This window comes from Pseudomonas sp. LF020 (assembly GCF_053456425.1).
The window spans coordinates 312160-326276 of the sequence record NZ_JBRFIX010000006.1 but is presented as its reverse complement, the minus strand read 5'-3'; the positions used below and the strand labels follow the sequence as shown (position 1 = coordinate 326276).

General features: G+C 61.6%; 12 protein-coding genes. 6 read left to right on the top strand and 6 right to left on the bottom strand.

Translation table 11 applies throughout. The features are described from left to right. Nucleotides 1-8 precede the first annotated feature (8 nt). The 5 genes from bioD to bioB all read right to left on the bottom strand — a co-directional run bounded on the left by bioD (nucleotide 9) and on the right by bioB (nucleotide 4582). Nucleotides 9-689 (bottom strand): dethiobiotin synthase, encoded by a 681-nt coding sequence (gene bioD / locus ACU680_RS16745; RefSeq protein WP_007966523.1) that lies wholly within the window; start codon nucleotides 687-689, stop codon nucleotides 9-11. Next, complete coding sequence (gene bioC, locus ACU680_RS16740) at nucleotides 686-1498, bottom strand: malonyl-ACP O-methyltransferase BioC (RefSeq protein ID WP_448180020.1); 813 nt, start codon at nucleotides 1496-1498, stop codon at nucleotides 686-688. Before bioC ends, bioD begins: the two co-directional genes overlap by 4 nt. Then, entirely contained in the window at nucleotides 1491-2222 is a 732-nt protein-coding gene (locus tag ACU680_RS16735; protein ID WP_448180019.1) for an alpha/beta fold hydrolase, read from the bottom strand. Before ACU680_RS16735 ends, bioC begins: the two co-directional genes overlap by 8 nt. Beyond that, entirely contained in the window at nucleotides 2215-3393 is a 1179-nt protein-coding gene (gene bioF, locus ACU680_RS16730; protein WP_448180018.1) for an 8-amino-7-oxononanoate synthase, read from the bottom strand. The genes ACU680_RS16735 and bioF overlap by 8 nt, the downstream gene beginning before the upstream one ends. Before the next feature lie 133 nt (nucleotides 3394-3526). Next, nucleotides 3527-4582 (bottom strand): biotin synthase BioB, encoded by a 1056-nt coding sequence (gene bioB, locus ACU680_RS16725; protein WP_448180017.1) that lies wholly within the window; start codon nucleotides 4580-4582, stop codon nucleotides 3527-3529. Nucleotides 4583-4673: 91 nt separating this feature from the next. On the opposite strand from bioB, the gene ACU680_RS16720 reads away from it, so the two are divergent. The 5 genes from ACU680_RS16720 to rarD all read left to right on the top strand — a co-directional run bounded on the left by ACU680_RS16720 (nucleotide 4674) and on the right by rarD (nucleotide 10584). After that, nucleotides 4674-5408, top strand: coding sequence for a ComFC family protein (locus ACU680_RS16720; protein ID WP_448180016.1), 735 nt, complete (start codon nucleotides 4674-4676; stop codon nucleotides 5406-5408). Nucleotides 5409-5598: 190 nt separating this feature from the next. Further along, nucleotides 5599-6363, top strand: coding sequence for a TOBE domain-containing protein (locus ACU680_RS16715; RefSeq protein WP_367085976.1), 765 nt, complete (start codon nucleotides 5599-5601; stop codon nucleotides 6361-6363). Nucleotides 6364-6433: 70 nt separating this feature from the next. Beyond that, nucleotides 6434-8335: a PhoX family protein gene (locus ACU680_RS16710; protein WP_448180015.1), complete on the top strand. Its 1902-nt coding sequence runs from the start codon at nucleotides 6434-6436 to the stop codon at nucleotides 8333-8335. A 182-nt stretch (nucleotides 8336-8517) separates the two neighbouring features. Next, nucleotides 8518-9492 carry a serine/threonine protein kinase gene (locus ACU680_RS16705; protein WP_007966536.1) on the top strand — a complete coding sequence of 325 codons (975 nt, stop codon included), beginning with the start codon at nucleotides 8518-8520 and terminating at the stop codon, nucleotides 9490-9492. Nucleotides 9493-9696: 204 nt separating this feature from the next. Continuing rightward, nucleotides 9697-10584 (top strand): EamA family transporter RarD, encoded by an 888-nt coding sequence (rarD, locus tag ACU680_RS16700; protein WP_448180014.1) that lies wholly within the window; start codon nucleotides 9697-9699, stop codon nucleotides 10582-10584. Nucleotides 10585-10807: 223 nt separating this feature from the next. On the opposite strand, the gene ACU680_RS16695 is transcribed toward rarD, so the two are convergent. Beyond that, a complete protein-coding gene (locus tag ACU680_RS16695; RefSeq protein ID WP_027610683.1) occupies nucleotides 10808-11326 on the bottom strand; it encodes a glycine cleavage system transcriptional repressor in 519 nt (172 codons plus the stop codon). A 603-nt stretch (nucleotides 11327-11929) separates the two neighbouring features. Between ACU680_RS16695 and ACU680_RS16690 the strand changes: the two genes are divergently transcribed. After that, the gene (locus tag ACU680_RS16690; RefSeq protein ID WP_448180013.1) at nucleotides 11930-14107 is read left to right on the top strand and encodes a malate synthase G; all 2178 of its coding nucleotides are present in this window, start codon (nucleotides 11930-11932) and stop codon (nucleotides 14105-14107) included. Nucleotides 14108-14117: the final 10 nt, after the last annotated feature.

Here is a 14117-nt window from a genome sequence, read left to right as displayed (position 1 = left end):
CAAAAGCATTAATCCAGCAGATCGAGTTGCAAGTGGGCAGCCACCGCTTCGGCACTGAGCGCCTTGAGTTTCGGCACGCGCCCCAGACAAGGCGCCGGCAGCCGTTCGGCCAGCGTCGCCAGATTCTCTTCCAGCCGCGAGGTCTTCGGATCAATGATATTGGCCACCCAACCCGCCAGTTGCAGACCATCACGGGCAATTGCCTCGGCCGTCAGCAAGGCATGACTGATACAGCCCAGCCGCACGCCCACCACCAGAATCACCGGCAGCTTCAGCGCGATGGCCAGATCCGACAGATTGTCCTGATCGGCCAACGGCACCCGCCAGCCCCCCGCGCCTTCGATCAAGGTGAAATCGGCATTGAGCGCCAGAATTTCGCGCATCGGCGCCAGCAGCGATTGCACCGTCAACGCGACACCGGCCTCACGCGCTGCCAGATGCGGCGCGATGGCTGGCTCGAAAGCTACCGGATTGACCTGTTGATAAGTCAGCGGCACCGAACATTCGGCCAACAGCGCCAGCGCGTCGGCGTTGCGCAAACCCTTGGGCGTTACCTCGCAACCCGACGCCACCGGTTTCCCTGCCGCCGTGCTCAGCCCGGCCGAGCGCGCAGCATGCAGCAAACCCGCAGCCACGGTGGTCTTGCCGACATCGGTGTCAGTCCCGGTGATGAAATAGGCTGCGCTCATAAGGGTTTCTCCAACACGGCGTAGACCACCTGGTAAGTTGCCGGCAATCCCGGAGTCTGACGGAACTGCTCGTAAGCCTCGACCAGAGCGAGAATCCGCTCGCGTCCGGTCAAGCCACCTGGCCGACCGGGGTTGAGATTGTGCGCACCGAGCGCCTTGAGTTCGTGGGTCAGGCTGCGCACATCCGGGTAGTGCAGCACATGCGCCTGATTCTGCAGACTCAGCGCACGCAAGCCACTTTCGGCACACAACTGCTCATACCGGGCGAATTCGCGGAAGCGATTGACGTGCACCAGCCCATCGACCTGACGCCAACTGTCGCGCAATTCGTACAACGTCCCGACACAAAGACTAGCAAACGCGAAAATCCCGCCGGGTTTCAGTACACGCAGTGCTTCACTGAGCACCGATTCGAAGTCCGCGCACCACTGTACGGCGAGGCTGGAGAAGATCAGATCACAGGTCGCGTCCCGCAGCGGCAGGCGCTCGGCATCACCGGCGATGAAATGCTGCGCACCGCCCAATGGCCGTGCGTGGTTGAGCATGCCCTCGGCGATATCCAGCGCCAGCCCCTGACCCTCGGCAAATCGCTCGGCCAGTGCGCGAGTGAAGTAACCAGTGCCGCAGCCCAGATCCAGCCAACGCGATGGCGCAAAATCCGCCGGCAAACGCTGCAGCAACTGTGAACCGACGTCGCGCTGCAACTCGGCAACGCTGTCATAGCTGGCCGCTGCGCGCGAGAACGAGGCCGCCACCTGGCGCTTGTCGGGCAAGCCACCAGGCAGCGCAACAAAAGACAAATCAGTCATCACCGCACTCGTGTAGAAAAGCCTGGATCGCACCCGCCACGCCATGGGGGTCTTCCAGAAGAAATGCATGGCTGGCCTGTTCGATCAGACCAATTTCGATATCCGGCAACAGCGCAAACAACGCCCCCGCTGCTTCTGCCGGCACCAGACCGTCCTGCCCCGCAAACAAGTGCAACTGCGGGCCGCGAAACGCCTGCAACGCTTCTCGGGTATCGAGCTGTGCGAGCAATTCCAGGCCGGCCATCAAGGTCTCGGGCGCTGCATTCGGCGCACCGCCCAGCAGCAGCCGCGACAAGCCGCGCGGGTCTTGCGCACCCTGGGCACACAACAGTGAGAAACGCTTGAGTGTTATCCGCGGATCTGCCTGGCAGCCGGCGAGAAACGCATCGAACGTCTCGCCCGGCATCGCACTCGGCCACTGCTCGTGAGCAACGAAGGACGGATTGCTCGCCAGTGTCAGCAGACCGCAACAACGCTCGCCGCGCCGTGCCGCCAATTCAGAGGCAAGCATGCCGCCCAGCGACCAGCCGCTCAGCCACACGTCCTGAGCGATACGTTCATCGAGTTCGTCGAGCCAGTCCTGCAAGTCGCTGGAATCGAGTTCCGGCAACGGTTCGATCTCGACATGCAGATGTTCATCGAGCCCTCGCAACGCCGCCGCCAAAGGTTCCAGCGGCGAAACACCGAGGCCCCAGCCGGGCAGCAGAATCAGGCGATCACGCATGGCTTGGCTCCGACGACAGTTGGGCGAAACAATCGGCCAGTCCTTCCAACAATAGCTGCACCTGCGCTTCGCTGTGGGCGGCGGTCAGGGTCACGCGCAGGCGTGCACTGCCCGCCGGGACGGTCGGTGGACGGATTGCCGTGACCATCAAGCCGCGCTCGCGCAGCATCCGCGACAGGCGCACGGCGCGACCGGCGTCGCCGATCAGGATCGGCTGGATCGGGGTGAAGCTGTCCATCAGCTGCAGACCGATCTGCTCGGCCCCTCGACGAAATTGGCGGATCAGCAGGTTAAGGTGCTCACGTCGCCAATGCTCGCAGCGCAGTAATTCCAGACTTTTCAGCGTTGCACAGGCCAGCGCCGGTGGTTGACTGGTGGTGTAGATGTACGGTCGGGCAAACTGGATCAGGCTTTCGATCAGCTCTTCGCTACCAGCGACGAAAGCACCCGCCGTACCGAACGCCTTGCCTAGGGTGCCGACAAGCACCGGCACATCCTCCTGACTCAAGCCGAAATGCTCGACGATCCCGCCGCCATTGGCACCGAGCGGGCCGAAGCCATGGGCATCATCGACCATTAGCCACGCGCCTTTGGCCTTGGCTTCGCGCGCCAGTGCCGGCAAGTCAGCAAGATCACCATCCATGCTGAACACACCATCGGTGACCACCAGCGTATTGCCGGTGGCCTTCTCCAGACGCTTGGCGAGGCTGTCGGCGTCGTTGTGCAGGTAACGATTGAAACGCGCGCCGGACAGCAGACCGGCATCCAGCAACGAGGCGTGATTGAGCCGGTCTTCCAGCACCGTATCGCCCTGCCCGACCAGCGCCGTGACCGCGCCAAGGTTGGCCATGTAGCCGGTAGTGAACAACAGCGCACGCGGCCGGCCGGTAAGATCGGCCAATGCTTCTTCCAGCGCATGGTGCGGGCCGCTGTGGCCGATCACCAGATGCGACGCCCCGCCACCAACGCCCCAGCGCTCTGCTCCGGCGCGCCAGGCTTCGATCACCTGCGGGTGATTGGCCAGGCCCAGATAGTCGTTGTTGCAGAACGCCAGCAACGGCTGCCCGTCAACCACCACTTCAGGCCCCTGCGGGGACTCGAGCAGCGGCCGCTGGCGATAGAGATTTTCGGCGCGGCGGGCAGCAAGGCGTGCGGCGAGATCGAAAGACATGCAGGCCTCGAAAGTCAGTGATAACCCTGTAGGAGCTGCCGCAGGCTGCGATCTTTTGATCTTGCTTATAAATCAACATCAAAAGATCGCAGCCTTCGGCAGCTCCTACAGGTTTTTGCGTTTCAAGCGAAGATCAGACCGCAGCGTTATAGAACTGCTCGCTGCTCTTCTGCTCCACCAGCGCCTGCTCGATCGCGGCCTGATGCACTTCATCGGCATGCTCTTCGCGTGCTTCCGGCTGAATGCCCAGGCGCGCGAACAGCTGCATGTCCTTGTCGGCCTGCGGGTTGGCGGTGGTCAGCAGTTTGTCGCCGTAGAAAATCGAGTTGGCGCCGGCGAAAAATGCCAGGGCCTGCATCTGCTCATTCATCGCTTCGCGGCCGGCGGACAGGCGCACGTGGGATTGCGGCATGAGGATGCGCGCGACAGCGAGCATGCGGATGAAGTCGAACGGGTCGATGTCTTCGGCGTTTTCCAGCGGCGTGCCAGCCACTTTCACCAGCATGTTGATCGGCACCGACTCCGGATGCTCCGGCAGGTTGGCCAGTTGAATCAGCAGGTTGGCGCGGTCGTCCAGCGACTCGCCCATGCCGAGAATGCCGCCGGAGCAGATCTTCATTCCCGACTCGCGCACGTAGGCCAAGGTCTGCAGGCGCTCGCTGTAGGTGCGGGTGGTGATGATGCTGCCGTAGAACTCAGGCGAGGTGTCGAGGTTGTGGTTGTAGTAATCGAGGCCAGCCTTGGCCAGCGCTTCTGTCTGCTCCTGATCGAGACGACCGAGGGTCATGCAGGTTTCCAGGCCCATGGCTTTCACGCCTTCGACCATTTTCAGCACATACGGCATGTCTTTGGCCGACGGGTGCTTCCACGCGGCCCCCATGCAGAAACGGGTCGAGCCGATGGCCTTGGCGCGGGCAGCCTCTTCGAGGACTTTCTGCACTTCCATCAGCTTTTCTTTTTCCAGGCCGGTGTTGTAGTGACCGGACTGTGGGCAGTACTTGCAGTCTTCAGGGCAGGCGCCGGTCTTGATCGACAGCAGCGTGGAAACCTGCACGCGGTTGGCGTTGAAATGTGCGCGGTGCACCGTCTGCGCCTGGAACAGCAAGTCGTTGAATGGCTGTACGAAGAGCGCTTTGACTTCGGCAAAAGACCAGTCGTGACGCAGGGTGGCAGAGGTGCTGGCGCTCATGGGCAGTTCCTTGGTTATGCTTGGCTGGCGGCTGCGGGAACGGAATACCCACAGGCGCGACACGGATGTTCGGCATATTTAAGGAAGAGCCATGCGCTGTCAACCACGAGACGAAAAACAGGTTTACATCTGTTTAAAAAACGTACAGACCTGCTTGCTGTGCGATGAACCTGCAGAAGCAGAAATGCCAATTTGCGTCGCCTGCGAAACCGATCTGCCCTGGCTTGGCGACCATTGCCAGACTTGCGCTTTGCCTATGCCGGCCGCCGGCCTGACCTGCGGCGAATGCCTGCTAGAGCCGCCGGCGTTCGAACAGGTGGTGGTGCCCTGGCGTTATGACTTCCCGGTGGACAGTCTGATTACGCGTTTTAAACACAACGCGAAATGGCCGTTTGGTCACTTGCTCGCCGACGTTGCCGGACAATACCTGCAACATCGCTTCGATGAAGGTTTGCCGCAACCCGACGTGTTGTTGCCGGTGCCGTTGGCGAAAAAACGCCTGCGCAAACGCGGTTTCAATCAAGCCGCAATGCTGGGACGCTGGTTGAGCCAGGAGCTGGATCTGCCTTTTGAGGAACACGCTTTACGGCGGATCCACGACACCAGTGCCCAGCAGGACCTCGACGCCAAGGCGCGCAAACGCAATCTGCGTCACGCCTTCGCTCTGGCCCCTGACGCCGAGGTGAAAGGTCGGCACTTCGCATTGATCGATGACGTGCTGACTACCGGAGCCACGGCCCAGGCACTGGCGCGACTGCTGCGGGATGCAGGGGCGGCGCGAGTTGACGTGTATTGCCTGGCGCGCACGCCAAAACCCGGAAACTGAAACCGACACAATCCCTTGTAGGAGTGAGCCTGCTCGCGATAGCGCAATCACGGCCAACATTGATGCTGACTGTTCCGCCGCCATCGCGAGCAGGCTCACTCCTACAAGGGCACTGTGTTTGGCTTGACTGATGCGTCGCAAGCCGCCAACTTCACTCTCCACCGCCACAGTGAAAAAAAGCACCCACTTCATGTCCCTGCCCAGCCTGCTCTCCCAGCACATCGTCCGCCGTCCGCAGCGCATCGCCCTGCTGCAACACATTGCCGAACAGGGCTCGATCACCCGCGCGGCGAAAAGCGCCGGGCTGAGTTACAAAGCGGCATGGGATGCGATCGACGAGTTGAACAACCTGGCGCAAAAGCCACTGGTGGAGCGCGCCGTCGGCGGCAAGGGCGGCGGTGGCGCCAGATTGTCCAGCGAAGGTGAGCGGGTGCTGCGTCTGTATCAAAAGCTGCAAGCCTTGCAGGCGCAGGTGCTGGAAGCCGCTGAAGACGCCAGCGATCTGGACCTGCTCGGGCGATTGATGCTGCGCACCAGCGCGCGCAACCAACTGCACGGCAAAGTCGTGGCCATCGAAGGTCAGGGCCGCAATGACCTGATCCGCCTCGAACTGGCCGAAGGCCTGTGGATCGATGCGCAGATCACTCACGACAGCACCGTGCACCTGGAGCTGCAACCGGGCACCGAAGTGGTGGCATTGATCAAGGCCGGCTGGCTTGAATTGTTGGCGGCGGATCAAGCGGCAACATCTGGACACAATCTTCTCAAAGGCACCCTCGAAGCCATTCTCGATGCCGAAGACGGCCCCAGCGAAGTGCGCGTCGCCCTGCCCAACGGCCAGACGCTCTGCGCTCTGGCTGAGCCGTTGCTGCTTCGCACTCGCGGGCTGAGCGTCGGGCAACCGGTGCAGGTGCAGTTCTCGCCGTCCAATGTGCTGATCGGCACGCCACTGTAATCAGGCGCTGCAACGAAAGCGTAATCGACGCTCATTAAGGTGGCTGCCAAAACCAAGCAGGGAGCCTGATGTGAGCCTATTAGAAGAAAACCAATCCACAGATCTGGAAAAGATGGTCGGCCTCAGCCGTCGCGGTTTCATCAGCGCCGGTGCGTTGTGCGGTGCCGCCATGTTCCTCGGCGGTAACCTGCTCAGCCGCAGCGCACTGGCCACCGGCATCAGCGCCGGCAACAGCCGCCTGCTCGGTTTCGAGAGCATTCCCGCCGCGACCACCGACGTCATCAGCCTGCCCAAGGGCTACAAGTCTTCGGTGCTGATCAGTTGGGGTCAGCCATTGCACAAGAACGGCCCGGCGTTCGACCCGAGCGGCAATGGCACTGCCGCCGCCCAGGAAGTGCAGTTCGGCGACAACAACGACGGCATGAGCCTGTTCGAATTCCCCGACGACCGCAACCGTGCGTTGATGGCGATCAACAACGAATACACCAACTACCGCTACCTCTACCCGCACGGCGGCATGCCGCAGTCGGCCGAAGACGTGCGTAAGGCACTGGCCTGCGAAGGTGTATCGGTAATTGAAGTGCAGCGCAGGAACGGCCAATGGCAGTTCGTTCAGGGCTCGCGCTACAACCGCCGCATCCACGGCAACTCGCCGCTGCGCATCAGCGGCCCGGCGGCCGGTCATGAGCTGATGAAGACGGCCGCCGACAAGCACGGCAAGAAAGTCCTCGGCACCTTCCAGAACTGCGCCAACGGCAAAACACCGTGGGGCACCTACCTGACCTGCGAAGAGAACTTCACCGACTGTTTCGGCAGCAGCAACGCCCAGCAGCAGTTCGACCCGGCGCAGAAGCGCTACGGCGTGTCGGCCGCCAGCCGTGAAATCAACTGGCACCCGTTCGACCCGCGCTTCGACATGGCGAAGAACCCCAACGAACTCAACCGTCACGGCTGGGTGGTCGAGATCGATCCGTTCGATCCGCAATCGACCCCGGTCAAACGCACCGCGCTGGGTCGCTTCAAGCATGAGAACGCCGCACTGGCCGAGACCGACGACGGTCGCGCCGTGGTGTACATGGGCGACGACGAGCGTGGCGAGTTCATCTACAAATTCGTCAGCCGCGACCGCATCAACCATCGCAACCCGAAAGCCAACCGCGACCTCCTCGACCACGGGACCCTGTACGTGGCCAAGTTCGACGCCGGAGACGGCAATCCGGATCACCCGAAAGGCCAGGGCCAGTGGATCGAACTGACCCACGGCAAGAACGGCATCGACGCCAGCAGCGGGTTCGCCGATCAGGCCGAAGTGCTGATCCATGCCCGCCTCGCCGCCAGTGTGGTCGGTGCCACGCGTATGGACCGCCCGGAGTGGATCGTCGTCAGCCCGAAGGACGGCCAGGTCTATTGCACCCTGACCAACAACGCCAAACGCGGCGAAGACGGCCAGCCGGTGGGCGGGCCGAACCCGCGCGAGAAAAACGTCTACGGGCAGATCCTGCGCTGGCGCACCGACCGCGACGATCATGCGTCGAAGACGTTTGCCTGGGATCTGTTTGTGGTTGCCGGCAACCCGGGGGTGCACGCCGGTACGCCGAAGGGCGGGTCGAAGAACATCACCCCGCAGAACATGTTCAACAGCCCGGACGGTCTGGGCTTCGACAAGGCCGGGCGCTTGTGGATTCTCACCGACGGTGATTCGAGCAACGCCGGTGACTTTGCCGGGATGGGCAACAACCAGATGCTCTGCGCCGATCCCAGGACTGGCGAGATCCGCCGCTTCATGGTCGGGCCGATTGGCTGTGAAGTCACCGGGATCAGCTTCTCGCCGGATCAGAAAACCCTGTTTGTCGGGATTCAGCATCCGGGCGAGAACGGTGGCTCGACCTTCCCCGAGCATCTGCCCAATGGCAAGCCGCGCTCCTCGGTGATGGCGATTACTCGTGAGGATGGCGGCGTCGTCGGCGCCTGACAGGCCTAATCGCTGGCAAGCCAGCTCCCACAGGTTCTGCGCTAATTTGAAAATAGTGCAAGACTTTGTGGGAGCTGGCTTGCCAGCGATAGCGTCCTCCCAGACACCAGCCACCTCCCCCGCTGCCATCTGCGCTACCATGCTGGGCCGGACGCGGCAGCCTGCTGCGCGCAGGAGTCAGCATGGCCCACCCGTTTGAAACCCTCACACCCGATCTCGTGCTCGATGCCGTCGAAAGCATTGGCTTCCTGAGTGACGCGCGCATTCTGGCGCTCAACAGCTACGAAAACCGCGTCTACCAGGTCGGCATCGAAGACTCCGAACCGCTGATCGCCAAGTTCTACCGTCCGCAGCGCTGGACCAACGAAGCCATCCTCGAAGAACACCAGTTCACCTTCGAACTGGCCGACGTCGAGATTCCCGTGGTGGCGCCGCTGATCCACAACGGTCAGACCCTGCACGAGCACGCCGGTTTCCGTTTCACCCTGTTTCCGCGTCGTGGCGGGCGGGCGCCGGAGCCGGGCAATCTTGATCAGCTGTATCGCCTCGGCCAGTTGCTCGGGCGCATTCATGCAGTTGGCGCCACCAAGCCGTTCGCACACCGCGAAGCGCTCGCCGTGCAGAACTTCGGCCACGCCTCGCTGAACACCTTGCTCGAAGGCAACTTCATTCCCAAGAGCCTGCTGCCGGCCTACGAGTCCGTCGCCCGCGATCTGCTCAAGCGCGTGGAAGATGCCTACGCCAACACGCCGCACCAGAACATCCGCATGCACGGCGACTGCCATCCCGGCAACATGATGTGCCGCGACGAGATGTTCCACATCGTCGACCTCGACGACTGTCGCATGGGTCCGGCGGTGCAGGACATCTGGATGATGCTGGCGGGCGACCGTCAGGATTGCCTCGGCCAGCTCTCGGAGCTGATGGATGGCTACAACGAATTCCATGACTTCGACCCGCGCGAACTGGCGCTGATCGAACCGCTGCGCGCCCTGCGCCTGATGCATTACAGCGCCTGGCTGGCGCGGCGCTGGGACGACCCGGCGTTCCCGCACAGCTTTCCGTGGTTTGGTACGGAACGGTATTGGGGCGATCAGGTGTTGGCGTTGCGCGAACAGTTGTCGGCGCTCAACGAAGAACCCCTGAAACTCTTCTGACCCACCACCGCTTCTGTAGGAGTGAGCCTGCTCGCGATAGCGTTTTATCAGTCGACGTAAATGTTGAATGTCAGACCGCTATCGCGAGCAGGCTCACTCCTACAGGGTTCTGTGTTCACACTTTTCTGACCAATCAGCTCAGGCATTCGTCGACAAATCTCCTTACAATCCCTGCTTTGTCAGCTGCCTAAGCAAGGATTCTGCATGCAAGCCGCCAACCCGCGTCGCGGGTACATTCTGGGCCTGAGTGCCTACATCATCTGGGGCCTGTTCCCGATCTACTTCAAAGCCATCGCCGAAGTCCCCGCTGTCGAGATCATCATTCACCGCGTGTTGTGGTCGGCGCTGTTCGGCGCCTTGCTGCTGATGGTGTGGAAGCATCCCGGCTGGTTGCGCGAGTTGCTCGACAACCCCAGGCGTCTGGCGATTCTGGCCCTGAGCGGCACCCTGATCGCGGCCAACTGGCTGACCTACGTGTGGTCGGTGAACAACGGGCGCATGCTCGAAGCGAGCCTCGGTTACTACATCAACCCGCTGGTCAACGTGTTGCTGGGAATGTTGATTCTCGGCGAACGCCTGCGGCGCATGCAGTGGGTCGCCGTGGGGCTGGCGGCCATCGGCGTGGCGCAGCAGGTGTGGCAGGTCGGCAGTCTGCCGTGGGTCTCGCTGGTGCTGGCGCTGACCTTCGGTTTTTACGGGTTGATCCGCAAACAGGCACCGGTCAAGGCCTTGCCGGGGCTGGTGGTGGAAACCTGGATGCTGGTGCCGATCGCCGTGGCCTGGTTGTTGTTCAACCAGACGGCGACCAGCGCCCAACCCGAGTTCTGGACCACTTCGCAAGCCTGGTGGCTGGTGGCGGCGGGTCCTGTGACGCTCATCCCGCTGGTCTGTTTCAACGCCGCCACCCGGCACCTGCCCTACACCACCATCGGTTTCCTTCAGTACACGGCGCCAACGCTGGTGCTGCTGCAAGCGGTGCTGCTGTTTGGCGAGCATTTATCGTCGAGCACGCTGATCGCGTTCATTTTCATCTGGGCCGGTCTGGCCGTTTACAGCGTCGATGCAGTGATCAGTTTGCGTCGGCGCAGCTGATCAAAAAACGCACAAAGCTTCGCAGGCCACGGTTCTCGTGGCCTGCAACGTTCCTTCCCAAGGTTATCCACAGCGTGATCCCCGCCGTTTGTGCGCAAGTCACTGAATGTTGGCGGTTTTTTGATCAGTTCCCTGCAAGCCATGGCCAGCGTGGCGTTGCGCCCGGTCTCTACAGGTTATCCACAGGCAGGTGCATGTAAAAACTGGATAACCCGGACAGCGGTTAAACGTCTGTGCGTAGCACCAGTTCGACCATCAGGTCATCGGCCAGAGTTTCCAGGCGCGATTGCAGCACATCCAGCGACAGGGTCAGCGGCACTGCCAGAATCGCTTCGGCGTGGAACAACGGCTCGCTGCTCATCGGCGCCGGGCGCACTTCGGTCACCAGGCGTTCGAGGTTCACTCCCTGCTCGCTGAGCAAACGGGTGATGTCGCGCACGATGCCCGGGCGGTCATTGCCCACCAGTTCCATGGCAATCGGTTTCCAGGTGCAGGACTGCTCGATACTGCTTTCGGCAATCAGTACGCGAATGCCCTGTGCCGACAGTGCTTGTAAGGAATCGACTAATTCGTCGTAAGCCTCCGCCGGCACGCCCACCCGCAGAATCCCCGCGAACTGCCCGGCCATCCGTGACATGCGGCTTTCCAGCCAGTTGCCGCCGTGCTCGGCGATGCATTGGGCGATGCGCTCGACCTGCCCGGGCTTGTCCGGGGCAAACACGGTGAGTACGAGATGGTCCATGGCGCGCCCTCTTGTCATGACTTTTGTTATAGAAAGGCAAGTATAGGCAAGCGTCGACATTCAGCCGCCATGCTCAAGTGAACAACACCTGTGGCGAGGGAGCTTGCTCCCGCTTGCGGCCGCAAGACGCCCTCTCCAGTCAGTAATCTGTTGCGGATGCTTCGCACCCGAGCGGGAGCAAGCTCCCTCGCCACAAATGCAGGCTCATCGAAGCTGAATGGAAGCCGCACATAATTTATGTGTACAACTTTTTATATTTAGCTGGAACAATCCGCTGGTTTTTTGAGAACATCCCGTTCCGCGACGTGACCGCAATGCGTCATGAGGTCGCAGAACGACGTAATTAGTCTGATTTTCACAAGCGCAACGCATCATGTAGTATGCCTCGGCGCGCACTACATAACGCTGGATCGATGTCTGCCCAAGGCACGTTCGCAACCTTGAAAGCCCCGTCAGCAAGGCCCCCAAGCCGTTGATTGGTCCCAGCCCAGCCGCCAGCAATGGCATGTACTGGTCGGAAGGTTTGTGGTTTAAATGGCCAGAGGCTTCATTGTTAAATTGAAGAGCTGAAAAGCGAAATAGCTGAGCAGAGTGAGGCAAGCAATGACTGAACACGTTCAAGTCGGTGGCCTGCAGGTCGCCAAAGTCCTGTTCGACTTCGTGAACAACGAAGCCATTCCCGGTACCGGCCTCACCGCCGAAAAATTCTGGGAAGGTGCCGACAAGGTCATTCACGACCTGGCGCCGAAGAACAAAGCCCTACTCGCCAAACGCGATGACTTCCAGGCTCGTCTTGATGCCTGGCACCAGGAACATGCCGGCCAGGCGCACGACGCCGTGGCCTACAAAGCCTTCCTGCAGGAAATCGGTTATCTGCTGCCAGAAGCGGCTGATTTCCAGGCAACGACGCAAAACGTCGATGATGAAATCGCCCGTACCGCCGGCCCGCAACTTGTGGTCCCGGTGATGAACGCCCGCTTCGCCCTCAACGCCTCGAACGCCCGCTGGGGTTCGCTGTACGACGCCCTCTACGGCACCGACGCCATCAGCGAAGACGGTGGCGCGGAAAAAGGCAAAGGCTACAACAAGGTGCGTGGCGACAAAGTCATCGCCTTCGCCCGTGCCTTCCTCGATGAAGCGGCGCCACTGGCGGCCGGCTCCCACGTCGACTCCACCGGCTACAAGATCGCTGACGGCAAACTGCTGGTCTCCCTCAAGGGTGGCAGCAACACCGGCCTGCGTGACGATGCACAGCTGATCGGCTTCCAGGGCGATGCCAACGCGCCGATTGCCGTGCTGCTGAAACACAACGGTCTGCACTTCGAAATCCAGATCGACGCCAGCACCCCGGTCGGCCAGACCGACGCTGCCGGCGTCAAAGACGTTCTGATGGAAGCAGCCCTGACCACCATCATGGACTGCGAAGACTCCGTGGCCGCCGTCGATGCCGACGACAAAGTGGTGATCTACCGCAACTGGCTCGGCCTGATGAAGGGCGACCTGTCCGAAGAAGTCGCCAAGGGCGGCCAGACCTTCACCCGCACCATGAACCCGGATCGCACCTACACCGCACCGAACGGCGGTGAAGTGACCCTGCACGGCCGTTCGCTGTTGTTCGTGCGCAACGTCGGCCACCTGATGACCATCGACGCGATCCTCGACAAGAACGGCAACGAAGTGCCGGAAGGCATCCTCGACGGTCTGGTCACTTGCCTGGCAGCGATGCACAACCTCAATGGCAACACCTCGCGTCGCAATACGCGTACCGGCTCGGTCTACATCGTTAAACCGAAAATGCACGGCCCGGAAGAAGCGGCGTTCACCAACGAGCTGTTCGGTCGCATCGAAGACGTGTTGGGCCTGAAACGCAACACGCTGAAAGTCGGGATCATGGACGAGGAGCGCCGCACCACGGTCAACCTCAAGGCCTGTATCAAGGCGGCCAGCGAGCGCGTGGTGTTCATCAACACCGGTTTCCTTGACCGCACGGGCGATGAGATCCACACCTCCATGGAAGCCGGGCCGATGGTGCGCAAGGCCGACATGAAGGCCGAAAAGTGGATCGGCGCCTACGAGAACTGGAACGTCGATATCGGTCTGAGCACCGGCCTGCAAGGTCGTGCACAAATCGGTAAAGGCATGTGGGCGATGCCCGACCTGATGGCGGCGATGCTCGAACAGAAAATCGCTCATCCGCTGGCCGGCGCCAACACCGCCTGGGTACCGTCGCCGACCGCTGCTGCGCTGCACGCGTTGCACTACCACAAGGTCGACGTGTTCGCCCGTCAGGCCGAACTGGCCAAGCGTGCCCGCGCTTCGGTGGACGACATTCTGACCATCCCGCTGGCGGTCAACCCAAGCTGGACCCCGGAGCAGATCAAGAACGAACTGGACAACAACGCCCAGGGCATTCTCGGTTACGTGGTGCGCTGGATCGACCAGGGCGTGGGTTGTTCGAAAGTGCCGGACATCAACGACGTCGGCCTGATGGAAGACCGCGCAACGCTGCGGATCTCCAGCCAGCACATCGCCAACTGGCTGCGCCACGGTATCGTCACCGAAGCGCAAGTGATGGAAAGCCTCAAGCGCATGGCGCCGGTGGTTGACCGGCAGAACGCCAACGACCCGCTGTACCGTCCGCTGGCACCGGACTTCGACAGCAACATCGCCTTCCAGGCGGCGGTCGAACTGGTGATCGAAGGCACCAAACAGCCGAACGGCTACACCGAGCCGGTGCTGCACCGTCGTCGTCGCGAGTTCAAAAAGGCTAACGGCCTGTAACCTGCGCTGA

Coding starts and splice junctions, on each gene's coding strand:
- bioD (WP_007966523.1), bottom strand. CDS start 689: ATGAGCGCAGCCTATTTCATCACCGGGACTGACACCGATGTCGGCAAG.
- bioC (WP_448180020.1), bottom strand. CDS start 1,498: ATGACTGATTTGTCTTTTGTTGCGCTGCCTGGTGGCTTGCCCGACAAG.
- ACU680_RS16735 (WP_448180019.1), bottom strand. CDS start 2,222: ATGCGTGATCGCCTGATTCTGCTGCCCGGCTGGGGCCTCGGTGTTTCG.
- bioF (WP_448180018.1), bottom strand. CDS start 3,393: ATGTCTTTCGATCTCGCCGCACGCCTTGCTGCCCGCCGCGCCGAAAAT.
- bioB (WP_448180017.1), bottom strand. CDS start 4,582: ATGAGCGCCAGCACCTCTGCCACCCTGCGTCACGACTGGTCTTTTGCC.
- ACU680_RS16720 (WP_448180016.1), top strand. CDS start 4,674: ATGCGCTGTCAACCACGAGACGAAAAACAGGTTTACATCTGTTTAAAA.
- ACU680_RS16715 (WP_367085976.1), top strand. CDS start 5,599: ATGTCCCTGCCCAGCCTGCTCTCCCAGCACATCGTCCGCCGTCCGCAG.
- ACU680_RS16705 (WP_007966536.1), top strand. CDS start 8,518: ATGGCCCACCCGTTTGAAACCCTCACACCCGATCTCGTGCTCGATGCC.
- rarD (WP_448180014.1), top strand. CDS start 9,697: ATGCAAGCCGCCAACCCGCGTCGCGGGTACATTCTGGGCCTGAGTGCC.
- ACU680_RS16695 (WP_027610683.1), bottom strand. CDS start 11,326: ATGGACCATCTCGTACTCACCGTGTTTGCCCCGGACAAGCCCGGGCAG.
- ACU680_RS16690 (WP_448180013.1), top strand. CDS start 11,930: ATGACTGAACACGTTCAAGTCGGTGGCCTGCAGGTCGCCAAAGTCCTG.